The following is a 24,669-nucleotide window of genomic DNA, read 5'->3' as shown; positions in this document are numbered from 1 at the left end:
GCGCGGAAAAATAGAAGACGCCTGAAACCATGGAAGATGCGCCGGCCGCCATCGCCGCGCTCCGCGCCGTCCGTCCCCTCGTGCGGATGTCACGCGGATGCACGGCGACGGCTGCAGTGATTACTGACTTAAGGGATGGCCGACCGGCGAAGCGGCGCCGCCGCCGATCCCGGCGGCGAACCCTTTCGACTCAAGCCGCCGTGTGCGCCGCCGGGCCTTCGACGAACACGTCGGAGTGGAAGTCGCCCGCATCGAGCCCGCGATGCTGCACCGCCGCTTCGCGCACCGCGTGCACCATCGCCGGTGAACCGCAGCAGTAGAGTTCGTGGCCGCGCAGGTCGGGGAATGCGGCCAGCAACGCCTGGTCGGGGCGGCCGGCGAAGTCTTCACCCGAGGCTTCACCGCCGTCGCTCAGCGCCGCGATGAAGCGCATCTGCGGCCATTGCTTCTGCCAGCGCGCCACGGCCGCGCGCAGGTAGATGCCCTCGGCCTGCCGCGCGCCCCAGATCAGCGTGACGGGCCGGTCGATGCGGCGCTTGAGCATGTCGTCGAGGATGGACTTCACCGGCGCGAACCCGGTGCCGCCAGCCACGAACACGACGGGCCGTGCCTGCTCTTCCTGCAGCGAGAACGCGCCGAAGGGCAATTCGATCTCCAGCAGGTCGCCGGGCACAAGCTGCGCCACGCGCGCGCTGAAAGCGCCGCCCTGCACGTGCCGCACATGCAGCGTGACCGCGTCGCTCTCGTGCGGCGCATTGGCCATCGAGTAGCTGCGCGTGCTGCCGTCGGGCAGCGCAACCTGCAGGTACTGGCCGGCGCTGAACTTCGCGCGCTGGCCCGCGGGCAGGCGCAGCTGCAGCACCGACACGTCGCTCGCAGCCAGCTGGTTGCGATACACCTTGGCCGTGAAGCGCTTGCGCGCGGCCGGGTCGATGCGGCGCCATGACACGGGCGCGATCTGGAGGTCGCCGCGCGGCGCGCACATGCAGAACAGCACCTGGCCCGGCAGGCAGGTCTCGTTGACGATCGCGCCGTTGCCGGCGGCGCCCACTTCGCCCTGCGTCACCGCGCCCGCGCAGTTGCCGCAGACGCCCTTGCGGCACGAATAGGGCAGCTCGATGCCGGCGCGCGCGGCGGCGTCGAGCACGCTCTCGTTGCCGGCGCAGTCGAAGGCGACGTCGCTGTTCGCGATCGCGATGCGGTGGCTCATGCGCGCGCCTCCGCGCCGATGCCCGACAGCAATGCGATCGTGCGCAACACCGCTTGCGGATCGGCGATGCCGCGGCCCGCGATGTCCATCGCGCTGCCGTGGCCCACGCTCGACAGCAGCGCATCGCCGCCGATGCTGAGCGCGCTCGCCGCCTGCGGCGCGAGCAGCTTCACGGGAATGTGGCCCTGGTCGTGCAGCATCGCCACGTACAGGTCGTGCCCGCGCTTTGCCAGCAGCGTGTCGGCGCCGGCCGGTCCGTCGGCGCGCAGCCCTTCGGCGCGTACCGCTTCGACGCCGGGAACGACGATGGCCGCGTCCTCCGGCCCGAACAGCCCGCCCTCCGACGCATGCGGGTTGATGCCGAACACGCCGATGGACGGGTTCGCCACGCCCAGCAGCGCGCAGGCCCGCGCACCCGCGCGGATCGCTTCGGCGACGAGCGCAGGCGTGAGCCGGTCGAGTGCGGTGCGCACGCTCTCGTGCAGCGTCGCATGCACGATGCGCAGCCCGCCGCCGACCAGCATCAGGAACACGCGCTCCTCGGGCAGGCCGCACACGCGCGCAACCAGCGAGGGGTAGCCGCTGAAGGCGATGCCGGCCTGGTGGATGGCCGTCTCGTGGTGCGGGCAGGCCACCACCGCGTCGACCTCGCCGCGGCGGCAGGCCTCGAGGGCGGCCGTGGCGCTGGCGACGGCCGAGGCGCCGGCTGCTGCGTCGATGCGGCCCGGCACGGCGGAACTCGCAGGCAGTTCGCCGGCATCGACGAACGCCACCTCGCGCAGCAGCGCGGCAAGACCGAGCTGCGATGCCATCCGTTCGAGAACGCTGCCCGGTCCATAGAGCGTGATTCGCGCGCGTTCGTCGGCGGGCAACGCAGCCAGCGCCTTCAGCGCGATCTCCGGGCCGATGCCGTTCGGGTCGCCGGCCGCCAGCGCCAGCTTGCGCGGCGACGGATGCTTCGTCACAGCGGCAGCGCCAGCAGGGTGTCGGTCACGGTGCTGTCGCACACGGCCACGCGCGACCGCAGCCGCAGCTGCCCGTCGCCTTGCCGCACGAAGCGGTCGTGGTAGCTGCCGGTGGCGAACAGCTCGGTCTGGCCGGTGGCCATGATGCGCGCCACCATGAAGGGCGTGCGCGCCTCGGCGCCGTCGACCTCGGCCTTCAGCAGCAGCGGCATGCCCAGCAGGTGGCGGTAGCGCTGGCGTTCGTAGATGTTGGCTTCGCGCAGCGCGGCGATGCGGTCTTCGAGCATCGCGCGCGAGTCGGCATACACGATGCCGGCGGGCAGGCCCTCGCGCTCGTTCTCGACGTGGGTGATGCGGTAGTGGCAGTCTTCGGTGAAGAAGGCGGGCCATTGCTCCAGCGCATCGCTGTCGATGGCGTCGGCATAGGCCGCGTTGAAGGCGCACAGCGCCAGCAGGTCGATCATGGTGGGGGTTCTCGTCTTCTTTTTTCTCTTGCGCTCAGGCGCCCATGTGCCGGCGGTAGGCCTTCCAGAAGCCGCGCACCGAGGCCTCGGTGGCGCGCCCTTCGCCGGACACCGCGTCGTCGCCGCCCATCTCGACGACGGCCTCGTGGTCGGCCGCGCCCGCGATGCCGCGCTGAACGAAGCCGCCGACCGCGCCGTCTTCCATCGAGATGAAGCCGGCCGGCCCCACCAGGTTCGACTGCTTGAGGCGCACGCGGCGCTGCTCGGGCGTGTCGTCGGTGTAGCCGATGTAGGTCCAGTTGAGCTCGGTGCGCGCCGTGCCCTTGGGCAGCACCTGCCGCACGGCCAGGCAGTTCTGGATCTGCTGCAGCACGAAGCCCGGGAACACCGACAGGATCTGCAGCGTCACGCCGTCGTCGTACTCCTTGAAGCCCGCGAGCAGGCTCGGGTCCTTCAGGCGGTAGCGGTCGTTGTCGGAGCGCAGGGCCTGTTCCTTGTAAGAGGCGTCTTTCTCGGCGGCCGCGTCGATCATCGAATAGCTCACGTGGTGGCCGCCGCTCTCGTCGACGATCACGCCGCCTTTCTGCGACAGGCGGTTGAGCTCGAAGGTGGTGAAGAACAGGTGCAGCAGGCTTGCGTGGTAGCTGTCCTTCACGTTCTCGACGTACAGCTTCCAGTTGTTGGGCAGCGCCTGCGTGAAGCGGCCGATGACTTCCACCGGCTTGTGCAGCACGCGCTCGATGCGCTCGCAGATCTCGTCGCCGAGGTAGTCCTCGATCGAGGGCACGTCTTCATTGAAGCTGCCGAACACCAGCCCGCAGAAGGTGGCGATGCGCAGCTTGCGCGGGCCGTGCGCTTCCTTGCAGAAGCTCGCGGGCATGCCGCCCTGGCCCTTCACGCCTTTCTCGAAGGCCACGCCCGTCAGGTCGCCCTGGCGGTTGTAGCTCCAGGCGTGGTACACGCACTGGAAGTTGTCGGTGCGCCCGGACTTTTCCAGCGCGATGAGCGCGCCGCGGTGCGCGCAGCGGTTCTCGAAGGCGTAGATCTCGCCGTCGTCGTCGCGCACCGCGACCACGGGCGTTTCGCCGGCGAAGGTGGTGCGGTAGCTGCCGCTGTCGGGCAGCTCGGCCTCCAGGCAGAGGTAGTTCCAGACCTCGCCCCGGAAGATGCGCGACTGCTCGTCGGCGGCGAGCTGCGCGTCGCTGTAGACCGCGAACGGAATGCGCGTCAGGCCGGGGCCGGCCCAGTGGATGGCTTGGGTGGAGATGTCGTTGTTCGTCATGGCATGCGTGTGTGCTGGCGTGCTCACTCGAGCGTGACCTTGGCGCTCTGGATGACCTTGTTCCACTTCACGGTCTCGGCCTGGATGAACTGGCCGGTGCGCGCGCTGTCCCAGCCGCGCGGCTCGGCGCCCTGCTCGGCGAACTTCTGCTTCACGTCGGGCAGCGCCAGCGCGTTGGCCATGGCCTTCTGCGTGGCGTCGACCGTGGCCGCGGGCGTGCCGGGCGGCGCGACCACCGCGAACCAGGTGACCGCGTTCATGTCGGGCAGCTTCTGCTCGGCGAAGGTGGGAACGTTGGGCAGCGCCTTGGAGCGCTGCTCGTCGGCCACCGCGAGGATGCGGACCTTGCCGGTGCGCTCGAACTGCAGCGACGAGGAAATGTTGTCGAAGAACACGTCCACCTGCCCGCCGATCAGGTCGACCAGCGCGGGTGCGGTGCCCTTGTACGGCACGTGCGTCATGGTGGTGCCGGTGAGCTGCATGAACAGGCTGGCCGTCAGGTGCGAGGTGGTGCCGTTGCCCTGCGAGGCAAAGCTCACCTTGCCGGGGTTGGCCTTCAGGTAGGCGATGAACTCGGCCACGTTGCGCACCGGCAGCTTGGGGTTGACCACCAGCACGTTGGGCACGGTGGCCAGCACCGTCACCGGCACCCAGCGCGCGGGGTCGAAGGCGAGCTTCTTGTAGAGGTGCTGGTTGATGGCGATGGGCGCGGGCGGCGACGCCAGCAGCGTCTTGCCGTCGGGCTCCGAGCGGTACACCACGTCGGCGCCGATGTTGCCGCCGGCGCCCGTGCGGTTCTCGACCACCACGCCGCCGGGGTACAGGTCGCGCAGCTTGTCGGCCACCACGCGCGGCAGGATGTCGGCGGTGCCGCCGGCGGGGAAGGGCACGACCAGGCGTGCCACCTTGTTGTCGTTCTGGGCCTGGGCCTGAGTCATCAGGAAGGCGCAGGCAACCAGCGCCAGCGTGCGCCTGGCAGTGTCTTGGAACATTTTTTGTCTCCGGGTTCTTCGTGCTTCGAGGGGATTTCAGTGTCCCTTTGCAGGCAGCGCGCAACAAGCTAGATTTGCGCTATGCGCAAAAACCAAGCCACCGTCCCCGGAGAAGAGAACGCCGCGCCCGACAAGAATTTCGTGGCCTCGCTGCAGAAGGGCCTCGACGTGCTGACCTGCTTCGGGCGCCAGCACAGCCGCGTCACGGTGTCGGAAGTGGCGCGGCTCACGCAGAGTTCGCCCGCATCCGCGCGGCGTTCGCTGCTCACGCTGCAGGCGCTGGGCTACCTGGAAAGCGACGGCAAGCGCTTCTGGATGCTGCCCAAGGCGTTGCTGGTGGCGCACGCGTACCTGGCCTCGCGGCCCACACCGTCGATGGCGCAGCCGCTGCTCGATGCGCTGTCGGAGCGCACGCGCGAGTCGGCCTCGCTGGCCATGCTGCTGGAGGACGACGCGATCATCATCGCGCGCTCCACCGCGCGGCGCAGCCTGAGCACGGGCCTGGGCATCGGCTCGCGGCTGCCGGCCTACTGCGCGGCGCTGGGCCGCGTGCTGCTCGCGGGCATGCCGCCCGAGGAGGCCGCGCGGCGCGTGCGCGCCATGCCGCGGCCCAGCCTCACCGCGCGCACCGTCACCGATGCGGGCGAGGTGCTCGCGCTGATCGATCGCTGCCGCGAAGAGGGCTACGCGAGCAACGACGGCGAGCTGGAACTCGGTGTGCGGTCGATGGCCGTGCCCGTGTTCGACCGCTCGGGGAAGGTGTTCGCGGCGATGAGCATCGCGGTGCGCGCGGAGCGCATGACGCTGGCCGAGGTGCGCGACACCTTCCTGCCTTCGCTGCGCAAGGCGAGCGGCAACCTGGCGCGGTTGCAGGCTGGATGAGCCGACGCGCAGCACCTGCTGCTGTGCAACGCGATGGCCGGCCTGGTCGTGCCGCATGGCAAGCCGCTGTGCGACGGCGCCAATGAGCCAATGAAAAAGCCCGCACGAGGCGGGCTTTGGGAATGTGGTCGTGAACTCTTACGCGGTCCACGCTACGGCAAATTCTTTTGCATGAAGTCATTGTTGTTTTTCTCGTCGTAGTGACTTCGACGCGCTGGCATGAGATTCAGCTTGCCTGGCCAGGCAGCGCTCAGGATCCTTGAGCGACGCGGGAGTGTAACAGACTGGCCGCATCTGGGCGAGAATTCCCGGATGGCTCAAGGCAAACGAATCTCCGTAGACATTGGCGACGACGCCATTCGCGCAATCAAGGACATGGGCGCCGCTGCGAAGCAGGCGCGCCTTGCCGCCGGCGAGGGCCAGGCCGCGGCCGCGGTGCGCCTGGGCGTCCACGTCCAGACGGTCGGGCGGATCGAGGCGGGCGAGCCCGGCGTGGCGATCGGCCATGTGATCGGCATGCTGGCGCTGTACGGCGTCACCACGGAATTGCGCCGAGCCGGCCCGGCGGCCTGAGGGGCCAGGCCGGGGCGCAGCCCGAGCGTCCCGCCGCGTTGGCTCTGCTGTGCATGCAGTGTCAAAAGACATTGCGCCCGCCCACCACCGCGGGCTATGAAGAGTCCGCCTGTGGGAGACGGCCTACGTCAAGACGCGCCGTCCGGCATTTGCGGCGGGCCTTTTGCGAGGGCTGGCGCAGATACGATCCTCAACGTGAAACGCCACGTCAGAGCAAGCCGCATTCGCTCGTTCACGCAGCCTCGTCGTTTCACATGAACGACTCCAGAACTACAGAGGAATCCAATGAACAACGAATACCAGGCTTTGCTGGCCACCCTGCGCGACGACGAGAGCACCGTGGTGGAAGGCTGGCTCGATGAAGCCCGCATCAGCGAACCGGGCGTGCGCCGCAGCGCGCAGGCCGAGGCCACCGACATCCTGCGCCTGTTGCGCGAGGCCCTGCAGGCCGACGGCGACCCGGCGCGCTTCGAGGCGCCCGTGTGGACGCCGCTGCGCGACATGCTCGCCAACCTCTCGCGCACCCGCGCCGCCAAGGGCCAGTCGGCCGGCGAGACGAGCCTGTTCGTCCTGTCGCTCAAGAAGCCGCTGTTCGAGGCCCTGCAGCGCCGCATGGCCGCCGACCCGGTTGCGATGAGCAGCGCGCTGTGGGCGCTGTCGACCACGGCCGACAAGCTCGCGCAGCACACGGTCGGCACCTTCCAGCTGGCGCGCGAGGAAATCATCCGCCGGCAGCAGGAAGAGCTGCTCGAACTCTCCACGCCCGTCGTCAAGCTGTGGGACGGCGTGCTGGCGGTGCCGATGATCGGCGTGCTCGACAGCAGCCGCACGCAGATGGTCATGGAAGCCCTGCTGCAGAAGATCGTCGAAACAGGCTCCGAGCTCGCCATCATCGACATCACCGGCGTGCCCACGGTCGACACGCTGGTGGCGCAGCACCTGCTGAAGACGGTCACGGCCATCCGGCTCATGGGCGCGGACTGCATCATCAGCGGCATCCGCCCGCAGATCGCGCAGACCATCGTGCACCTGGGCATCGACCTGCAGGGCGTGCAGACCAAGGCCACGCTGGCCGACGCGCTGTCGCTGGCGCTGAAGCAGACCGGCTGGCGCGTGTCGCGTTCGTCTGGCGTGTCGGCCGACGTCTGATCGGCGCGCCATGGACCGCATTCCCATTCTTCGCATGGGCGAAACCCTGCTGGTGACCATCCAGGTCGACATGCAGGACCAGACCGCCCTCACGCTGCAGGACGACCTGGCCAACCGCATCGCCGCGACGGGCGCCTCGGGCGTGATGATCGACATCTCGGCGCTGGAGATCGTCGACTCCTTCGTCGGGCGCATGCTCACCAGCATCTCGGGCATTGCACGCATCCTCTCCGCCACCACGGTGGTGGTGGGCATGCAGCCGGCCGTGGCCATCACGCTGGTCGAGCTCGGCCTGTCGCTCGACGGGGTGAAAACCGCCCTGAACGTCGAGCGCGGCATGGAGCTTCTCCGGCGCGCCCGGCTGGAGAACGCCCTTGGCCGCTGAACCCACCGGCACCCTGCCGCTGCTCAACGAGCAGAACATCGTCGCGAGCCGGCAGATGGTGCGCATGCTGTGCCAGGACCTGAAGCTCTCGCTGGTCGACCAGACCAAGATGATCACGGCCGCCAGCGAGCTGTCGCGCAACACGCTGATCCACGGCCGCGGCGGGCGCATGCACTGGGAGTTCGCCGAGCGCAACGGGCGGCGCGGCCTCGTCCTGCACTTCGAGGACGAAGGCCCCGGCATCGCGGACATCGCGCTGGCGCTCACCGACGGCTGGACCAGCGGCAACGGCATGGGCCTGGGCCTGCCGGGCAGCAAGCGCCTGGTGAACGACTTCGAGCTCTCGTCGACGCCGGGCAAGGGCACTCGCGTGAGCATCACCAAGTGGAAGTAGCCACCGTCAGGGGTTGGACCCACAAGGCCTTTGCGATCGACGACCCCAGCCGCGTGGGCGAGGCGCGCCGCCATGCGGCGCATGCCGTGGCGGACATGGGCTGGAGCGACGTCGACGCGGGCCGCCTGGCGCTGGTGGTGACCGAGCTGGGCACCAACCTGCAACGCCATGCGCAGGGCGGGCGCCTGCTGATCGCGGCGCGCCCGCAGCAAGGCGAGGTCGAGGTGATCGGCATCGACGACGGCCCCGGCATCCCGGACCTCGCGCTCGCCATGCAGGACGGCCACTCCTCCGGCAGCACGCCCGGCACCGGCCTGGGCGCGGTGAGCCGCCTGGCCGACGATTTCGACATCCACTCGTCCATGCCCGGCGGCACGGTCAGCGTGGCGCGGGTGCGGGCCAAAAGGCCCGCGAACGAAGTGCCACCGGCCGCGGCCGTGCAGATCGGTGCGATCTGCCTGCCGGCGCCCCACGAATCGGTGAGCGGCGACGGCTGGGCCTTCGCCGTGCACGGCGAGCAGGTGTCCGTGCTGCTGGCCGACGGCCTGGGCCACGGCCCGGAGGCCGCCAAGGCCTCGCAGGCCGCCATCGACGCGTTCGCGCTGGCGCCGCAGGGCGACCTGCGCGAAACGGTGCAGCGCCTGCACCGCGAGCTGCAGACCACGCGCGGCGCGGCCGTGTGCGCGTTGCGCGTCGACCTGGCCGCCTCGGCCGTCAGCTACACCGGCGCGGGCAACATCGTGGGCCGCGTGCTGTCCGGCGTGTTCGACAAGTCGCTCGTCACCCAGCACGGCACCGCGGGCATCCAGATCCGCAAGCCCGAAATTACCTCGCTCGACCTGCCGGAACACGCGCTGGTGATCCTGCACAGCGACGGCATCGAGACCCGATGGACGGTGGAGCGCATCCGACCGTTGCTGCAGCGGGATCCCACGCTGGTGGCGGCGGTGCTTTTGCGCGACCATACGCGCCACCGCGACGACGCGACCGTCGTGGTGATCCGCCGAAAGGAATAGCCGATGAACAGTCCCGTCGCCATGACCGACCATGAAGCCGCGCAGGCCGCGCTCGCTCAGAGCCAGCGCGAAGTGGAAGAACTGCGCGAGGAACTCGAGGAAACCAACCGCGGCGTGGTCGCGCTGTACGCCGAGCTCGACGCGCAGGCCGAGCAGCTCAAGAAGGCCACCGAGCTCAAGAGCCGCTTCCTGGCCTACATGAGCCATGAATTCCGCACGCCCATCAGCGCCATCCGCAGCATTGCGCGGCTGCTGAGCGACCGCATGGACGGGCCGCTCACGCCCGAGCAGGAAAAGCAGGTCGGCTTCATCGACACCACCGCGGCCGAGCTGGCCGACATGGTCGACGACCTGCTGGACCTGGCCAAGATCGAGGCGGGCCGGGTCGACATCTCGCCGGCCTGGTTCGAGATGGTCGACCTGTTCTCCGCGCTGCGCGGCATGTTCCGCCCCGTGCTGCACAACCCGGCCACCGCGCTGATCTTCGAGGAGCCCGAGGGGCTGCCGAAGCTCTACACCGACGACCGCAAGCTGTCGCAGATATTGCGCAACTTCATCTCCAACGCGCTCAAGTTCACGCCGCACGGCGAGGTGCGCGTGACCGCAATGCGCGTCGGCGAAGACGAGGTGAAATTCTCGGTGGCCGACACCGGCATCGGCATCGCACCCGAACACCACGCCGCGGTGTTCGACGACTTTTCGCAAGTCGATTCGCCGGTGCAGAAGCGCCTGCGCGGCACCGGGCTGGGCCTGTCGCTGAGCCGGCAACTGGCCGCGCTGCTCGGCGGCCACGTGGAAGTGGCGAGCGAACTGGGCAAGGGGTCGGTGTTCTCCGTGACCTTGCCCGTGCTGCTGCCGCGCGCGGAAACTGCCCAGCCGCTGCGGGCGGAATGACCATGCCACCCGAACCGCTGTTCAACACGACGATCGACCGCTCGCGCCACACGGTGCTGGTGGTGGACGACAACCCCACCACGCGCTACGCCACGGCGCGCGTCATTCGCGCGGCCGGCTTCGAAACCCTCGAGGCCAGCACCGGCGGCGAGGCGCTGGTGCTGGCCTCGCGCCACATCTCGGCGGTGGTGCTCGACGTGCACCTGCCCGACTTCAGCGGCTTCGAGGTGTGCCGCGAGCTGCGCATCAAGCCGATGACTGCCACGCTGCCGGTGGTGCACCTGTCGGCCACCTTCGTGCGCAACGAGGACAAGGTGGCCGGCCTGAACGCCGGTGCCGACGCCTACCTGGTGCACCCGGTCGAGCCGCCGGTGCTGATCGCCACGCTGCAGGCGCTGATCCGCGCGCGCATGGCCGAGGAAAAGCAGCGCAACAGCGAGGCGCGCTTTCGCGCCATCTACGACCACGCGCCCACCGGCATTGCGCTCATCGACGCCGAAGGCCGCTTCGCCGACGTGAACCCGGCCATGGTCGCGATGCTGGGGCAGTCGCGCGACGCGCTCATCGGCCAGCCGGTGAGCGCCTTCGCGCCCGACGAATGGACCCCCTTCGTCAAGGACCACACCGCCGGCACGCAGCCGCCGACCTCGAGCTGGAAGGGCGAGTTCCCGCTGCTGCGGCAGGACGGCTCGTGGATACGGCTCGAATGGACCATGTCGGCGCACATCGAGCCCGGCCTGCGCGTGGGCATTGCGCTGGACGTGTCCGAGCGCTTCGAGCTCGAGGCGCGCCGGCGCGAGGTGCTCGAGCGCGAGCAGGCGGCACGCGCCTCGGCCGAGCGCCTGAGCCGCACCAAGGACGACTTCGTCGCCGTGCTCTCGCACGAGCTGCGCAACCCGCTCAACGCCATCGGCGGCTGGGTGCATGTGCTCAAGGTGGGCAACCGCACGCCCGAGCAGATGGAAAAGGGCCTGAACGCCATCGACCGCAGCGTGAAGGCGCAGACCCGGCTGATCGCCGACATCCTGGACGTGTCGCGCATCAGTTCGGGCAAGCTGCGCCTGCACCGCGAATGGATCGAGCCGCGCGGGCTGGTGGGCGCCGCCATCGACGCGCTGGCCGCACCCGCGGCGGCCAAGCGGCTCGACATCGTGTTCGACCAGCGCAAGGCCGACCCGCCCGCCTGGCTCGACGCCACGCGCTTCCAGCAGATCGTGTGGAACCTGCTGTCGAACGCCATCAAGTTCTCGAGCGAAGCCGGCCGCATCGGCGTCGAACTGCAGCGCGAGGGCGACCTGCTGGAGCTCACGGTGCAGGACTTCGGGCGCGGCATCAGCCACGACTTCCTGGAGCACCTGTTCGACCGCTTCTCGCAGAGCGATTCGCCCGACAACCGCTTCCACGGCGGCCTGGGGCTGGGCCTGTCGATCGTCAAGAACCTGGCCGAGCTGCATGGCGGCAGCGTGTCGGCGTACAGCGAAGGCGAGGGCCGCGGCGCCACGCTGCGCGTGGTGCTCGGCGTGGTGCCCTCGGCCGACGCGCCGCTCGTTCTGCTCGAGGCGGACGATGCGCGCCCCGCCGCGTCGACCGACCGCGTGCTCGCGGGCCTCGACGTGCTGGTGGTCGAGGACAACGCCGACGCCAGCGAGATCATGGCGGTGGTGCTGTCCGACGCCGGCGCCACGGTGCGCCTGGGCACCGACTGCGACGGTGCGCTGCAGCTGTTCGAGCAGAAGTGGCCCGACGTGCTCATCAGCGACATCGGCCTGCCGGGGCGCGACGGCTACGACCTGATCCGCGAGGTGCGGCAACGCGAAAGCGCGCTGGGCAAGCCGCGGCTGTTCTGCGTGGCGCACACCGCCTTCACGCGACCGCAGGACCACGCCAAGGCGACCGAAGCCGGCTTCGACGCCCACCTGGGCAAGCCGCTGCAGCCGCACGCCTTGCTGGCGCTGATCAGCGGCCGCCCCGCGACGCGGCTGGAGGGCTGAGGGCGCCGCCGGCCGGCCGGCCGCGCGGACAATGGCCGATAGACCCTGCGGGCTTGTCTTTTTGCCGAAGATCCCTACCTTGTTGACTCCGCCGCCACCGGCATCCCTTCCTGGAGAACATTGCATGCCCGACTACCGCAAGACGCCAGAAGCCATTGCTGCACTGTCGCGAGAACAGTTCCTCGTGACGCAGGAGGGCGCCACCGAGCGCCCCGGAACCGGCCAGTACCTCGAGAACGAGGAGCCCGGCATCTACGTGGACATCGTCTCCGGCGAGCCGCTGTTCGCGTCGTCCGACAAGTTCGAGTCGGGCTGCGGCTGGCCGAGCTTCACCAAGCCCATCGAGCCCGCGCACGTCAGCGAGCTGCGCGACACCACGCACGGCATGGTCCGCACCGAGGTGCGCTCGACGCACGGCGACAGCCACCTGGGCCACGTGTTTCCCGACGGCCCTTCGGACCGGGGCGGCCTGCGCTACTGCATCAACTCGGCGTCGCTGCGCTTCATTCATCGCGACGACATGGCCGCACAAGGCTACGGCGCTTACATCGACCAAGTGGAGGACATCAAGTGAACCAAGAAACCGCAATCCTGGCCGGCGGCTGCTTCTGGGGCATGCAGGACCTGATCCGCAAGTACGACGGCGTGATCGCCACGCGCGTGGGCTACTCGGGCGGCGACGTGCCCAACGCCACCTACCGCAACCACGGCACGCACGCCGAAGCCATCGAGATCGTGTTCGACCCCGCGAAGATCAGCTACCGCAAGCTGCTCGAGTTCTTCTTCCAGATCCACGACCCGAGCACGCGCAACCGCCAGGGCAACGACGTGGGGCTGAGCTACCGCTCGGCCATCTTCTACGCGAGCGACGAGCAGAAGCGCGTGGCCGAAGACACCATCGCCGACGTGGATGCCTCGGGCATCTGGCCCGGCAAGGCCGTCACCGAGCTCGCGCCGGCGGGGCCTTTCTGGCAAGCCGAGCCGGAGCACCAGGACTACCTGGAGCGCATTCCGAACGGCTACACCTGCCACTTCATCCGGCCCGACTGGAAGTTGCCCGTTCGCGCGGGTTCGGCGCAGTAAGCCGGGGCCTGGCCGCTTCGGCCGCGGCATCCAGTCGGCGCTGGACCGGGGGGCGGCCTGCGTGCAGCCGGGCACGGCCTTCATCCTCTGCCCCGACTCGTCGGCCAAGGCGGCCTGCCGCGCGAACCTGAAGAGCGAGCGTGCCGCGGTCACCGCGGTCACCGCGGTCATCGCGCTCACGGCCGTGCGCTCGGGGCGACCGGCGCGAGGCATTGTCAACCGCCTCATTGCGCACGGCGAGGCCGAGGGAAGTCCGCCGTAGGCCGACTACCGGTGGCGTACGACGCCACCAGGCAGCTGAACGCGCTGGCGGCGAAGAAGGGCGTCGACGACTTTGCGGTGCATTGGGCCGGGCAGGCCGCGCCGCTGGCGCGCGAGATGCCGGCGGCCCGCCTGATGGAAACCTTGCTGCGGGAGTGGCGCGAAGTTCGCGAGCGCTGCTGAAGGCGCGGCTTCGGCCTCAAGAGGCCTGCTGCACGGCCAGGTCGAACAGCCGCAGCGGCGCCTCCAGCGAAAGCGCGCGCGTGGCGGCCTGCGTCTGCGCCGCGTCGAGCGGCGCGAGCATCGCGATGTCTCCCGCCACGCTGGTCGCGATCGGCATGCCGTCGCGGTACAGCACGCGCGAGCCCGCCACGCGCGGCACCTTGGGGCCGTGCACGATGGTGCCGAGCAGGTTGGCCGGGTCGCTGGCCGACAGCGCGACCAGTGCGCCGTCGCCCGGCTGCCTGCGCACTTGCCGCATCGACGTCACGGCCTCCGGCAGCGCGAACTGTTCGCCCGACACACCGGCGATGAAGCGGCCGCCGCGAATCTCGCCGCGCGCCTCCAGCCGCCGGCACACGCGCACCAGGTCGCGCCACGGCGGCAGCCAAGCGGCCTCGCGTTCGAGCAGGCGCCAGCAGATCACGCCGTAGCGGCGCAGCAGCACGTGGACCACCTGCTCGGCTGCGTCGGGCCCGCCCGTTCCTCTTGTCGAGGACGCTTGCGCTTGCGTGGGTGCCGGTGGCCGCACCAGCGTCCAGCGCCCCGCGTCCTCGATGCCGAACAGCGGCGTGCGCCGCCGGCGGCGCGTGTCGGCCGACGCGCGCTTCGAGGCCGGCACCAGCAGCGCGCGCAGGCCGGCATAGCTGTCGCAGCGGGCCCGTCCCTTCGCGACGAGTTCGGTCAGCGCCTCTTCGATCTCGACCGGCAGCAGCCGCGTGCCGTGCGCGATCTCGTCGAAGAAGCAGGCGCCGTGCTGTGTCAGGTGAGCTGCCACGCGGGTGGCGCGCGAGCCCAGGTTGTCATCGTCGACGGGTGCCGGCGCGAGGGTGGTCCACAGCGCGGCGCTGCGGCGCGGCAGCAGCACGACCGGCGTGGCGCGCAACGACAGGCTGCCCGCGCCCTTGCGGCCTTCCGTGGCGCTCGGCCGCAGCCGGGTCCACAGCACGCGCCCGGCGGTGCACAGGTCGTCGAGCCAGGCGCCGGCGTAGTCGGTCACGCGCGCAGGCAACAGCTCGGCCTCCCACAGCGGCGCGGGTGCCTCGTAGCCTTCGAGCTGCGACAGGATGCCCGCCAGCGCCTCCGGGCCGCTCACGCGCGCGGCCGCGCCGATGTGCTGCCACTCGAACAGGAAGCGCACGAAGTCGCGCGGCTCGACCGGCTCGATCTCGTGGCGCAGCCGCTTGAGCGTGTAGCGGTGGATGCGCGCCAGCAAGTGGCGCTCGCACCATTCGAGCTCCGCGGTGCCGGGCGTGAAGCGGCCCTGCAGCACGTTGCCTTCGGTCTGCAGCGCGAGCAATGCGCCTTCGACCGTGGTCGATGGCAGCATCAGCGGCGCGGCCAGTTGCGCCACCGTGACCGGGCCGAGACCGCCGAGCCGAGAGCGCAGCAGTTCGCGCAACGCGGTGTCGCGGTCGGGCGGCTGCTCGGCATCGGCGGGCGCCACGATGGCGGGGTGCATCGGCGCGTCGGGCGCGATGGCCTGCAGCAGCGGCAGGCGCTCGGCCGCGACCCACAGGCCGCGCGCATCACGTGCACTTTGGCCCTGGCCTTCGAGCGACAGCCGCGTCGCACGGCCGGCCTTGGCCAGCGCCGTGAGCCACTTCTTCCAGTCCGCCTGCAGCGCCACCTCGCCGTCGCCCAGGGCGCCGAGCATGCCCAGCGCCTCGTGCATTTCGTCGGCGCTGCGCGGTTGCGGCCAGGCTTCTTCGCGCACGCTGGCGATGGCGTCCGCATCGAGCTGGCCGACGTCGTCGGCGCTCTCGGGGTCGGTGTAGCGGCGGTTCTGCACGGCCTGCGTGCGGCGCTCCTCCAGCGGCGCGTCGTCCAGGAACGCGTAGGGGCGCGCGTTGAGCACCTCCATCGCAAGCGGCGAGGGCGCGGGCAGGTCGCGCGCGATCACCGTCACCTCGCCGGCCTCCATGCGGCGCAGCAGCGCGAGCCAGCCGTCGGCGTCCATCGCGTCGTGCAGGCAGTCGTCCAGCGTCTGCGCGACCAGCGGGTGTTCGGGCACCTCGCGCTCGCCGACGATGTTCTCCGCGCACGCCACCTGGTCGGGGAACACCGCCGCGAGCAGGTCTTCGGAGCGCATGCGCTGCAGCTGCGGCGCCACCTTGCGCCCGCCGCTGAAGCGCGGCAGCGCCAGCGCGGTGGTGGCGTTCCAGCGCCAGCGCACGCCGAACAGCGGCGCGTCGAGCAGCGCCTGCACCAGCACATGCAGCGCCGAGGCCGAATGCAGGTAGCGCGCCACCTCGTCGAGCGCGAAGCTGTGGCTGGTGGACAGCGACAGCACGATCGCGTCTTCGGTGGCCGCGGCCTGCAGCTCGAAGTTGAAGGTGCGGCAAAAGCGCTTGCGCAGCGCCAGGCCCCACGCGCGGTTGAGCCGGCTGCCGAAGGGCGAGTGAATCACCAGCTGCATGCCGCCGGAGGCGTCGAAGAAGCGCTCCATGACCAGCGTGCGCTGCGTCGGCAGCGCGCCGAGCACGGCGCGTGCATGCGCCAGGTGCTCGACGATCTGGCGCGCGGCGTCGTCGCCGAGGCCCAGCGTGTCCGTCAGCAGCTTCATCGCGGCGTCGCGGCCGCCGGCCTCCAGCGCCTGCGCCACTTCTTCGCGCAGCCGCGACACGCCGTGCGAGAGCTCGTCGCTGCGCCCCGGCGCCTCGCCGAGCCAGAACGGAATGTTGGGCGCGGCGCCGTGCGCGTCTTCCACCCGCACGCGGCCCGGCTCGATCTTCAGGATGCGGTAGCTGGTGTTGCCGAGCTGGAACACATCGCCCGCCAGGCTCTCCACCGCGAAGTCTTCGTTGACCGTGCCGATCTTGTCGGCCTGCGGCTCCAGCACCACGGTGTAGTCGCCGGTCTCGGGAATGGTGCCGCCGGAGGTCAGCGCCGTCATGCGCGCGCCCTTGCGTTCGCGCAGCAGGTGGTTCACGGCGTCGCGGTGCACGTAGCCGGCGCGCTGGCCTTGCCGCGTGGCGAAGCCTTCGGCCACCATGCGCACCACCTCCATGTAGCGCGCGTGCGTGAGCTGCGCATAGGGCCAGGCGCGGCGCACCAGCGCGAACAGCTCGTCTTCGTGCCACTCGCGGCAGGCCGTCTCGGCCACGATCTGCTGCGCCAGCACGTCCAGCGGCGCGGGCAGCACGCGCAGCGCGTCGAGCTCGCCGCGGCGGATGCAGTCGAGCAGGGCGGCGCACTCGACCAGCTCGTCGCGCGACTGCGCAAAGAGCCGCGCCTTCGGCACGCCGCCCACGGCGTGGCCCGAGCGCCCGGCGCGTTGCAGGAAGGTGGCAATGGCGCGCGGCGAGCCGAGCTGGCACACCAGGTCGACGTCGCCGATGTCCAGGCCCAACTCCAGCGAGGCCGTGGCCACCAGCACCTTCAGCTCGCCGCGCTTCAGGCGCTGCTCGGCGTCGAGCCGGGTCTCTTTCGACAGGCTGCCGTGGTGCGCGGCCACGGCCTCCTTGCCGAGGATGTCGCCCAGGTGCCGCGCCGCGCGCTCGGCCATGCGGCGCGTGTTGACGAACACCAGCGTGGTCTTGTGCAGCCACACCAGCTCGGCCACGCGCGCGTACACCTGCGTCCACTGGTCGTTGGACATCACGGCCTCGAGCGGCGTCGGCGGCAGTTCGAGCGCCAGGTCGCGCTGCTTGGCGTAGCCGATGTCGACAATGGCGCACTCGGCCGTGCCGTCGGGCCGCAGTGCGCCGGCGCCCACCAGGAAGCGTGCGACCTCGTCGATGGGCTTCTGCGTGGCCGACAGGCCGATGCGCACCGGCCGCACGCCCGAGTGCGCCATGCACAGCGCCTGCAGCCGCTCCAGCGACAGCGCCAGGTGGCTGCCGCGCTTGCTGGCGGCAATGGCGTGGATCTCGTCGACGATCACGCTGCGCACGCTCGAGAGCAGCTTGCGCCCCGACGCAGAGCCCAGCAGCACGTAGAGCGACTCCGGCGTGGTCACCAGGATGTGCGGCGGGCGCCGCAGGCTCTGCTGGCGGTCGCGCTGCGGCGTGTCGCCCGTGCGCACGGCGGTGCGCACGTCGACGTCGGGCATGTCCAGGGCCGCCAGCTCGGCGCGGATGCCGGCCAGCGGGGCGTCCAGGTTCAGCCGGATGTCGTTGGACAGCGCCTTCAGCGGCGACACATAGACAACGACGGTTTCATCCGGTAACCCGCCGGGTTCGAGGCCGCGGCGGTACAGGTCGTCCAGCGCGGCCAGGAAGGCGGTGAGCGTCTTGCCGGACCCGGTGGGCGCGGCCACCAGCGTGTCGCGGCCACGGCGGATCGCCGGCCAGGCTTCGGCCTGGGCGGAGGTGGGGCCCGGGAAGGTTCGGCTGAACCAGCGGGCCACGGCGGGGTGGAAGAGGCTGAGGGTCACGGGAGGTGTCGCTGGCGTCTGCGGTGCCACGCCCGGAAAGCTGGAAAGGCGTGGCGGCCAGCGTCCATCAGATCGGGGTTGGACGGGCAATGTCAAGTCTCGAGGGCGCGTGGCGCGGCCCGAAGTTGCCTTCGCCTACACAAGATGGCTGCGCCCCCCGACAGTGCGCGAGGCGCGGGTTTCCGCAAATGGAAGCTTCGCAACTTGTTGCTCCCATTTTTTTTGGAAGACCCTGATGGCAGACGAAGCAAAGACACCCTCTCAACTCGCCGATGCAGCGCGAGGCATTGCCTCCGATGCGCAGGACGTGGCCGCCGACGCCGTCGACACGGGCAAGGCCTACGCGGAGAACGCCGTCAACCAGGCCGGCAAGAAGATCATCAGCTTCGAGGAGCGCGCCGCGCAGTGGCATGCGTCCTGCACGAAGCGGATCTCGGCCGATCCGGTGAAGTCGGTGCTGCTGGCCGCGGCGGGCGGCGCCTTGCTGGCTGGCCTGCTGCTGGCATTCGATCGCTCCGACCGGCCCGACTGGCTCTACCGCGGCTGGCACCGCTGAACCCCCGCCATGCGAAAGACCAGGCAATGACGGACCTGCTCAGCCCGAAGGAAAAACTCGCGCTGTCCCGCGCCGCGCTGCTGGCCGCCATGGGCTACCGGACCATCGAGAGCGAGACCGGCCCGCAGGTGGTGCGCCTTGCAAGGGAGCGAGGCCGCAACGCGGTCGGGTCGGGCGCCGGCGTGGAGGAACGGGTCGAGCGAAGCGTGCTGGGGCGCTGGTGGCGCCGAAGCCACCTGAGCACCATCGCCGAACTGGGCACGCCGTTCCTGCAGGACTACGCCTCCAGACATCCGAAAAAGCTCATGGCGTATGCGGCGGGCACGGGCTCGCTGATCGTGCTGGTGAAGCCGTGGCGCCTGCTGTCGGTCGGCATGGTTGTCGGCTTGCTCGTGCGCAGCACGAACCTGGCCGGTGTGCTGACCGACTTTCTGGTCCCGCAACTGGGCGACACCGAGGGCCCGAGGGACGACTTTCTGGACCGGCCGCCCGGATAGGGTGTTGAACCGCCCGCTCGGCCTTGCGCTGTGCCTTGCCGCCGCCATGGCTGCGGCGGCCTGGGCCGTGTTCACCGATGCCGTCGAGATTCCGGACCGATGGAATCCGTGGGCGCCGCTTGACGTGCAGGCGCCGCCCGACTGGTTGACCGGCCACAAGCTGGCACGGGCTCGCCGGGAGCCCGCGCGTTGCCTGGCCGCGCTCGCGCAGACGGGCATGCGGTACGACCTGCTGCCCGACCGCACCACGGGCACGGGCTGCGGCCTCGAGAACGCCGTGAGGTTGCGGTCTGCCGGCGTTCGCCTGAGCCCGGCGGCGCCGTCGCTGAGTTGCCCGATGGCGCTGTCGTTCTTCATGTGGGAACGGCATGCGCTGCAGCCGGCCGCCGGCCAGCGCTTCGGCCAGCCCGTGGCCGCCGTCGATCATCTCGGCAGCCATGCCTGCCGCAACGTGAACCGCGGCGAGGGCGCCACGCCCGGCGCGGCGCGCAGCCGCCATGCAACGGCCGATGCTTTCGACGTGGCAGGCCTGACGCTGGCCGATGGCCGTCGCATCACGGTGGCACGCGACTGGCCGCATGCCGGTGCTGCGGACACGGACGATGCGACCGCCTTGCTGTTGCGCGACGCGCACGCCGGCGCATGCCGCTATTTCGATGGCGTGCTGGGCCCCGACTACAACGCCGTGCACCGTGATCATTTCCACCTGGAGACCGGCGGCTACAGCATGTGCCGTTAGCCAGCGCCCGGGCCACCCGTTTTCGCGCATGGCCGACCGGGGCCGCCGCATTCGTCCGACATGCGGTGTGCGTGGCGATGCGAATCTGTTTTCTTCCCCGGCCGTCGCTCTGCGTCGCTGCCTGCCTGCGCAATGGCCAGAACGCATCTTCTCGAAAGGATCCTCGATGACTTCCGACGTATTCGATCGCTGCATTGCCGCATGCAATGCGTGCGCCCAGGCTTGCGCGCATTGCGCCTCGTCCTGCCTGCGCGAGAAGGACGTGACGCCGATGGCCGCGTGCATCGCGCTCGACGCGGACTGCGAGGCCATGTGCCGGCTCGCGGCCTCGCTGATGGGCCGCCACAGCCCGCAGGCGCATGCGGTGTGCGCGTTGTGCGCCGACATGTGCAGCGCCTGCGCCGACGAATGCGGCAAGCATTCGCACGCGCATTGCCAGGCCTGCGCCACGGCCTGCAGGAACTGCGCGCAGGAATGCCGCGGCATGGCGGTGGCCACCGCCTGAGCACCGCTGGCCTTCGCCATGAAGCACGCCGATCGACTCCCGCTGCGCCGGATCGCCGTGCACGTCGACGAGCCGCGGCCCGGCAAGTTCGAATGGGTGCTGAACGAGGCATCGCCACCTTCATCGGAGATGTGGACCCTGCTGCAGAAGTCGGCACGGCCTGTGGCCAGTTACCAGCAGGCGATGGCGCAGGGCCTGCTGGCGCTGCAGGCGCTCGTCGAAGACCTCGAGACGGGGCCACGGGCGTCCGAGAGCGACCCGGGTTTGGCGAACGATGAGCCGCCGGCCGATCGAAGAGACAGGAAGGCGGCGGACCCGCCCGCGTCGCAGCGGCGGCGCACCGCATTCGGCTTCGGCCTGATCGGTTGAGCGGCCACGTCCCACAAGCGCTGGGTCGAGCGGGCGTAGGCTGCGGCCTTGCGCGATGCATGGCACTCGCTCACAGCAACGCCCACGACGCGGAGGACATTCATGGCTGCAGGCAGGACACTCTGGAAAGGCGCAATCACCTTCGGGCTGGTGCACATCCCGGTCGGGTTGCACACCGCGAGCACCGAGCAGGGCGTGGACTTCGACTGGCTCGACAAGCGCAGCATGGACCCGGTGGGCTACAAGCGCATCAACAAGCGCACCGGCAGGGAGATCGACAAGGACAACATCGTCAAGGGCTTCGAATACGAAGACGGCAAGTACGTCGTCATCTCCCCCGACGAGATCGAGGCCGCGTTTCCGCGCACCACGCAGACGATCGAGATCCAGCGCTTCATCGACGCCGACGAGATTCCCTTCGTCTACCTCGAGCGCCCCTACTACGTGGCGCCGATCAACAAGGGCCAGAAGGTCTACGCGCTGCTGCGCGAAGTGCTCATCAAGACCGCCAAGGTGGGGCTGGCCAAGGTGGTCATCGCCACGAAGCAGCACCTGGCGGTGCTGGTGCCCTCCGAGAAGGCACTGGTGCTGAACCTCATGCGCTGGGGCGACGAGGTGAAGTCGCTCGAGGGGCTCGACCTGCCCGCGGCCGGCGTGAAGGGCGCGCACATCACCGCGGCCGAGATGAAGATGGCCGAGCAACTGGTGAAGGACATGTCGGGCCAATGGGCGCCCGGCGACTTCAAGGACGAGTTCAAGCACGCCGTGATGAAGATCGTCGACAAGAAGGTGAAGGCGGGCGACACCGAGACCGTGATCGAGCCGGAGGAAGAAGCACCGAGCGAGGGCGCGGAGGTCATCGACCTCACCGAGCTGCTCAAGCGCAGCCTGAAGGGCGGCGGGGCTGCGCGGGCCAGGAGCGGGGCCAGCGCGTCGAAACCGGCGGCGAAGAAGCGCGCACCCGGCCGCAAGGCGGTGGCCAAGACCGCGACCAGGACCGCGAAGAAAGCTGCGAAGGCGCCAGCCCAGGCGCGAAAGGCCGCCTGAGAGCGACCGGCCGGAGAGCTGAATGCGCCGCGCCGGCCGTCACAGGATCACGAGCTGCATCGCTGCACGCCGGACGCGCACCAGAACGCCGCGCTGCTCCATGCCGACATCGGAGAGAAGCAACTGGCGATCAGGCATTTCAGTGCCTTCCGGCGGCTGCAGGCCCTGCGCCCGGACCCTTGAAGTGTTCGTGCGCCTTGGTAGGGTGCGCCCATGCTCGCTTCGCCTTGCCGGCGCCGTGGCTGTTCCTACAGAAGCTGTGTCGCCGTTCCCACAACGGGCGTAGGCTCCGAGTCCGACACATGGGTGATTCGTTCTGAAAGCAGAGGACACCATGACCAGCAAGCACACCCGCAAGCATCCGGACACCCGCGGCAACGAGGCCGTGCAGGACGCCATCGGCCCCCACGGCGACAACCCGCCCTCGCGCGGCAGGGTGGAGAGCGGCGGCACGCCCGACACCGCGCCGCTGAACTTCGACGACGACGAGATCTACTCGGGCCGCGGCAAGGTGCGCAGCGGCGGCACCTCGCAGGCCGAAGGCGGCGACAGCGGCTTGCTGGGCCCGCCCGGCGAACAGCTTTCGCCGACTAATTCGCCCAGCGATCCGGCCTTGCGGCGCGGCCGCTCCTGATGCGGCGGGCGCGGCCGTGTTCCAGGATCGCGCCGATGCGGGGCGTCGCCTTGCCGAATTTCTGACGCACTACCGCGGCGCGCCGCGCACGGTCGTCCTCGCGTTGCCGCGCGGCGGGGTGCCCGTCGGCGTGGAGGTGGCGCGTGCGCTGAACCTGCCGCTCGACGTGCTGGTGGTGCGCAAGCTGGGCTTTCCGGGCCACGAGGAATACGCGGCCGGGGCCATTGCGGCCGGCGGCGTGCGCGTGACCGGCGAGCCCGGGGTGGACCTGTCGCGCACCTGCGACCGCGAGCAGCGGGAACTGGCGCGGCGCGAGCGGGCGTATCGCGGCGACAGGGCGCCGCTCGTGCTGCAGGGCATGACGGCGATCCTTGTCGACGACGGGCTGGCGACCGGGTTGTCGATGCGCGCCGCGATCATCGCTGCGCGGTCGCTCGGTGCCTCGACGGTGGTCGCTGCGGTGCCGGTAGGCAACGCGCCTGCATGCCAGGCAATGAAGGAGGCCGTGGCCGCATCTGCGGTCGAGGACAGCGTGCGCTCTGCCATTGCCACGCATGCGGACGAGGTGGTCTGCATGCAGACGCCGCATCCCTTCCGTGCGGTCGGCGCGTGGTACCGCGTGTTCGATGCGCCGAGCGACGACGACGTGCGCGAGATGCTGGCGCCTTGGCGGGCTTTTTCTTCCGGCGCGTGATGCGGCGTGCATGGCCCCAAGCGGTGCCATCGCCATTGCCGCCGCACACTTCATCCGAACTTCACACATGGCGCGCGGCCGGACATTAGAGTCCGGCCCCATGAATTTGTTTGCGACATCGAGTGTGAAACGCGTGCTGGCCATCGCCACTGGACTGGTGCTGGCGGCCGACGGACTAATCCTGATTGGCCTCGGTTACTTCAACCTCGGCGTGGTCCTGCCGGTGGTGATGGGGCTCGGGCTGTGCGCGCTCGGCCTCCGCTGGCGGCAGATGCAACGCTGGCTCAGCGTCACGCCCCGACGCGCATGGCTGTGGCGCGGGTTCTGGTGGGCCGTGTGCTTCTGGCTGGCAACGCTGGCCGCCTTCTGGGTTTTCCTGGCAAGCAAGAAGCTGACGGATGTGCCGACAAACGCGCCGGCCGCCATCATCGTGCTCGGCTCGGGGTCGCCCGGCTCCACGCCGTCGCCCACGCTCATCGCGCGGCTGGACCTCGCGCTGCGCGATGCGGCGCGCCACCCGAAGGCCCTGGTGGTGGTGAGCGGCGGCATCAGCTTCAGAACCAGCAGCGAGGCCGAGGTGATGGCCGACTACCTGCAGCAGCACGGGCTGCCGGCCGGGCGCATCGTGAAGGAAGAGCGCAGCACCAGCACGGAAGAGAACCTGCTCTTCAGCCGCCGCGTGCTTGCCGCGGCGGGCGTGTCCAGCGATGCGCCCGTGCACATCGTGACGAGCGACTTCCACACGCTGCGCACGGGCCTGATCGCACGGCGCGCCGGCTATCCGGCGGCCACGGCCATCGGCGCGGACACGCCGCTCTACCTGCGCTACAACATCTGGCTGCGCGAGTACTTCGCGGTGATCAGCAGCTGGGCCCTGCGGGAGTACTAGCTAGGCCTGCCTTGCAGGCGCGGTCAGTTCGCCGTTCCACGCATTGAACAGGTAGCCATTCGTCTCGTCCTGCAACGCCGACTGCACCTCGATCAGCGTGTTCATCTCGTCCAGCACCTCGTCCAGGTCGTCGATGCCGATTTCGAACCTGGCGTTGCAGGCCGCCAGGCCGGCGACGTGTTCCGTGCCTTCGGCGATCTCGGCGGCTTCCACGGCCACATGCGCGGCGTTGGACAGGTGGACCCGAAGCGCCGGGCCGTCGTCCCACCGGACGGTGAGCGCATCGGCGCCGGTCATGACATCCAGCCCTTGCTCGGCCAGCCAGCGTGCGGCGTCATGCAGGTTCACGCTGGAGCTGCGCTGCTGGAAGAAGATCATGCATACGTCGGACATTTCCAGGCTCTCCTTTCGCTCGGCTGTTGCGGCGAGCGTGTTTCGACTTTGGTGCCATTGCATCGGAATCCGCAGGAATGAATTGCGCGGCAGACGGATTCACGCCGCGCAGCCGATCTCCCACAGTCGAGGCACCGAGACCCTCGACCGATTGCGGAGCCGACATGTTGCCATCACCTTTCTACGACGAAGTGCCCGCCGATCTCGG

28 protein-coding genes are annotated in these 24,669 nt (G+C 69.9%); 21 read left to right on the top strand and 7 right to left on the bottom strand.

The features are described 5' to 3' along the window. Positions 1–190 precede the first annotated feature (190 nt). From BM013_RS23475 to BM013_RS23455, 5 genes are read right to left on the bottom strand one after another with little or no spacing between them, the layout of a single operon-like run. Positions 191–1,210: an FAD-binding oxidoreductase gene (locus tag BM013_RS23475; RefSeq protein ID WP_093130062.1), complete on the bottom strand. Its 1,020-nt coding sequence runs from the start codon at positions 1,208–1,210 to the stop codon at positions 191–193. Then, positions 1,207–2,175: a PdxA family dehydrogenase gene (locus BM013_RS23470; RefSeq protein ID WP_256221624.1), complete on the bottom strand. Its 969-nt coding sequence runs from the start codon at positions 2,173–2,175 to the stop codon at positions 1,207–1,209. The genes BM013_RS23475 and BM013_RS23470 overlap by 4 nt, the downstream gene beginning before the upstream one ends. Next, entirely contained in the window at positions 2,172–2,639 is a 468-nt protein-coding gene (locus BM013_RS23465) for an aromatic-ring-hydroxylating dioxygenase subunit beta (RefSeq protein ID WP_093130061.1), read from the bottom strand. The genes BM013_RS23470 and BM013_RS23465 overlap by 4 nt, the downstream gene beginning before the upstream one ends. 34 nt (positions 2,640–2,673) lie before the next feature. Continuing rightward, positions 2,674–3,921, bottom strand: coding sequence for an aromatic ring-hydroxylating dioxygenase subunit alpha (locus tag BM013_RS23460; protein WP_093130060.1), 1,248 nt, complete (start codon positions 3,919–3,921; stop codon positions 2,674–2,676). A gap of 23 nt (positions 3,922–3,944) precedes the next feature. Further along, positions 3,945–4,913 (bottom strand): Bug family tripartite tricarboxylate transporter substrate binding protein, encoded by a 969-nt coding sequence (locus BM013_RS23455; protein WP_093130059.1) that lies wholly within the window; start codon positions 4,911–4,913, stop codon positions 3,945–3,947. 81 nt (positions 4,914–4,994) lie between these two features. Between BM013_RS23455 and BM013_RS23450 the strand changes: the two genes are divergently transcribed. From BM013_RS23450 to BM013_RS41830, 12 genes are all read left to right on the top strand, one after another. Beyond that, positions 4,995–5,795: an IclR family transcriptional regulator domain-containing protein gene (locus BM013_RS23450; protein ID WP_093130058.1), complete on the top strand. Its 801-nt coding sequence runs from the start codon at positions 4,995–4,997 to the stop codon at positions 5,793–5,795. Between the two features lie 312 nt (positions 5,796–6,107). After that, the gene (locus tag BM013_RS23445; protein ID WP_093130057.1) at positions 6,108–6,368 is read left to right on the top strand and encodes a helix-turn-helix domain-containing protein; all 261 of its coding nucleotides are present in this window, start codon (positions 6,108–6,110) and stop codon (positions 6,366–6,368) included. A gap of 285 nt (positions 6,369–6,653) precedes the next feature. Next, entirely contained in the window at positions 6,654–7,517 is an 864-nt protein-coding gene (locus BM013_RS23440) for an STAS domain-containing protein (RefSeq protein WP_093130056.1), read from the top strand. Positions 7,518–7,527: 10 nt separating this feature from the next. After that, complete coding sequence (locus tag BM013_RS23435) at positions 7,528–7,902, top strand: STAS domain-containing protein (protein WP_093130055.1); 375 nt, start codon at positions 7,528–7,530, stop codon at positions 7,900–7,902. Next, positions 7,892–8,296, top strand: a complete 405-nt coding sequence (locus BM013_RS23430; RefSeq protein WP_093130054.1) for an anti-sigma regulatory factor — start codon at positions 7,892–7,894, stop codon at positions 8,294–8,296. Before BM013_RS23435 ends, BM013_RS23430 begins: the two co-directional genes overlap by 11 nt. Then, the gene (locus BM013_RS23425; protein WP_093130053.1) at positions 8,287–9,312 is read left to right on the top strand and encodes an ATP-binding protein; all 1,026 of its coding nucleotides are present in this window, start codon (positions 8,287–8,289) and stop codon (positions 9,310–9,312) included. Before BM013_RS23430 ends, BM013_RS23425 begins: the two co-directional genes overlap by 10 nt. 3 nt (positions 9,313–9,315) lie before the next feature. Further along, positions 9,316–10,206 carry a sensor histidine kinase gene (locus BM013_RS23420; protein WP_256221623.1) on the top strand — a complete coding sequence of 297 codons (891 nt, stop codon included), beginning with the start codon at positions 9,316–9,318 and terminating at the stop codon, positions 10,204–10,206. Positions 10,207–10,208: 2 nt separating this feature from the next. Beyond that, complete coding sequence (locus tag BM013_RS23415; RefSeq protein ID WP_371270355.1) at positions 10,209–12,197, top strand: hybrid sensor histidine kinase/response regulator; 1,989 nt, start codon at positions 10,209–10,211, stop codon at positions 12,195–12,197. Between the two features lie 124 nt (positions 12,198–12,321). Next, complete coding sequence (msrB, locus tag BM013_RS23410; RefSeq protein WP_093130051.1) at positions 12,322–12,771, top strand: peptide-methionine (R)-S-oxide reductase MsrB; 450 nt, start codon at positions 12,322–12,324, stop codon at positions 12,769–12,771. Continuing rightward, positions 12,768–13,280: a peptide-methionine (S)-S-oxide reductase MsrA gene (msrA, locus tag BM013_RS23405; protein ID WP_093130050.1), complete on the top strand. Its 513-nt coding sequence runs from the start codon at positions 12,768–12,770 to the stop codon at positions 13,278–13,280. Before msrB ends, msrA begins: the two co-directional genes overlap by 4 nt. A 61-nt stretch (positions 13,281–13,341) precedes the next feature. Then, complete coding sequence (locus BM013_RS41835) at positions 13,342–13,542, top strand: nitronate monooxygenase (RefSeq protein WP_256221622.1); 201 nt, start codon at positions 13,342–13,344, stop codon at positions 13,540–13,542. Positions 13,543–13,553: 11 nt separating this feature from the next. Beyond that, the gene (locus BM013_RS41830) at positions 13,554–13,724 is read left to right on the top strand and encodes a hypothetical protein (RefSeq protein ID WP_256221621.1); all 171 of its coding nucleotides are present in this window, start codon (positions 13,554–13,556) and stop codon (positions 13,722–13,724) included. Positions 13,725–13,740: 16 nt separating this feature from the next. Here BM013_RS41830 and BM013_RS23395 read toward each other — a convergent pair whose 3' ends face one another. After that, positions 13,741–18,168: a DEAD/DEAH box helicase gene (locus BM013_RS23395; RefSeq protein WP_371280680.1), complete on the bottom strand. Its 4,428-nt coding sequence runs from the start codon at positions 18,166–18,168 to the stop codon at positions 13,741–13,743. A gap of 205 nt (positions 18,169–18,373) precedes the next feature. Between BM013_RS23395 and BM013_RS23390 the strand changes: the two genes are divergently transcribed. From BM013_RS23390 to BM013_RS23350, 9 genes are all read left to right on the top strand, one after another. Continuing rightward, positions 18,374–18,694 carry a hypothetical protein gene (locus tag BM013_RS23390; protein WP_093217255.1) on the top strand — a complete coding sequence of 107 codons (321 nt, stop codon included), beginning with the start codon at positions 18,374–18,376 and terminating at the stop codon, positions 18,692–18,694. 26 nt (positions 18,695–18,720) lie between these two features. After that, entirely contained in the window at positions 18,721–19,191 is a 471-nt protein-coding gene (locus tag BM013_RS23385; protein ID WP_093130047.1) for a hypothetical protein, read from the top strand. A 4-nt stretch (positions 19,192–19,195) separates the two neighbouring features. Next, entirely contained in the window at positions 19,196–19,930 is a 735-nt protein-coding gene (locus tag BM013_RS23380) for an extensin-like domain-containing protein (RefSeq protein WP_256221619.1), read from the top strand. 166 nt (positions 19,931–20,096) lie between these two features. Then, entirely contained in the window at positions 20,097–20,435 is a 339-nt protein-coding gene (locus tag BM013_RS23375; protein WP_093130046.1) for a four-helix bundle copper-binding protein, read from the top strand. Positions 20,436–20,453: 18 nt separating this feature from the next. After that, the gene (locus BM013_RS23370; RefSeq protein ID WP_093130045.1) at positions 20,454–20,804 is read left to right on the top strand and encodes a hypothetical protein; all 351 of its coding nucleotides are present in this window, start codon (positions 20,454–20,456) and stop codon (positions 20,802–20,804) included. Between the two features lie 102 nt (positions 20,805–20,906). After that, on the top strand, positions 20,907–21,851 hold the full coding sequence (locus BM013_RS23365; protein ID WP_093130044.1) for a non-homologous end joining protein Ku: 945 nt from the start codon (positions 20,907–20,909) through the stop codon (positions 21,849–21,851). Positions 21,852–22,185: 334 nt separating this feature from the next. Beyond that, a complete protein-coding gene (locus BM013_RS23360) occupies positions 22,186–22,485 on the top strand; it encodes a hypothetical protein (RefSeq protein WP_093130043.1) in 300 nt (99 codons plus the stop codon). 16 nt (positions 22,486–22,501) lie between these two features. Beyond that, on the top strand, positions 22,502–23,179 hold the full coding sequence (locus BM013_RS23355) for a phosphoribosyltransferase (RefSeq protein ID WP_093130042.1): 678 nt from the start codon (positions 22,502–22,504) through the stop codon (positions 23,177–23,179). 100 nt (positions 23,180–23,279) lie between these two features. Then, positions 23,280–24,068: a YdcF family protein gene (locus BM013_RS23350; RefSeq protein ID WP_093130041.1), complete on the top strand. Its 789-nt coding sequence runs from the start codon at positions 23,280–23,282 to the stop codon at positions 24,066–24,068. Here BM013_RS23350 and BM013_RS23345 read toward each other — a convergent pair whose 3' ends face one another. Next, complete coding sequence (locus BM013_RS23345) at positions 24,069–24,461, bottom strand: hypothetical protein (protein WP_093130040.1); 393 nt, start codon at positions 24,459–24,461, stop codon at positions 24,069–24,071. It abuts the gene before it with no gap. Positions 24,462–24,669 lie beyond the last annotated feature (208 nt).

The organism is Variovorax sp. OK605 (assembly GCF_900115445.1).
Classification (GTDB): domain Bacteria; phylum Pseudomonadota; class Gammaproteobacteria; order Burkholderiales; family Burkholderiaceae_C; genus Variovorax.
The sequence above is the reverse complement of the archived record's forward strand: the minus strand, read 5'-3'. Positions and strand labels throughout refer to the sequence as shown.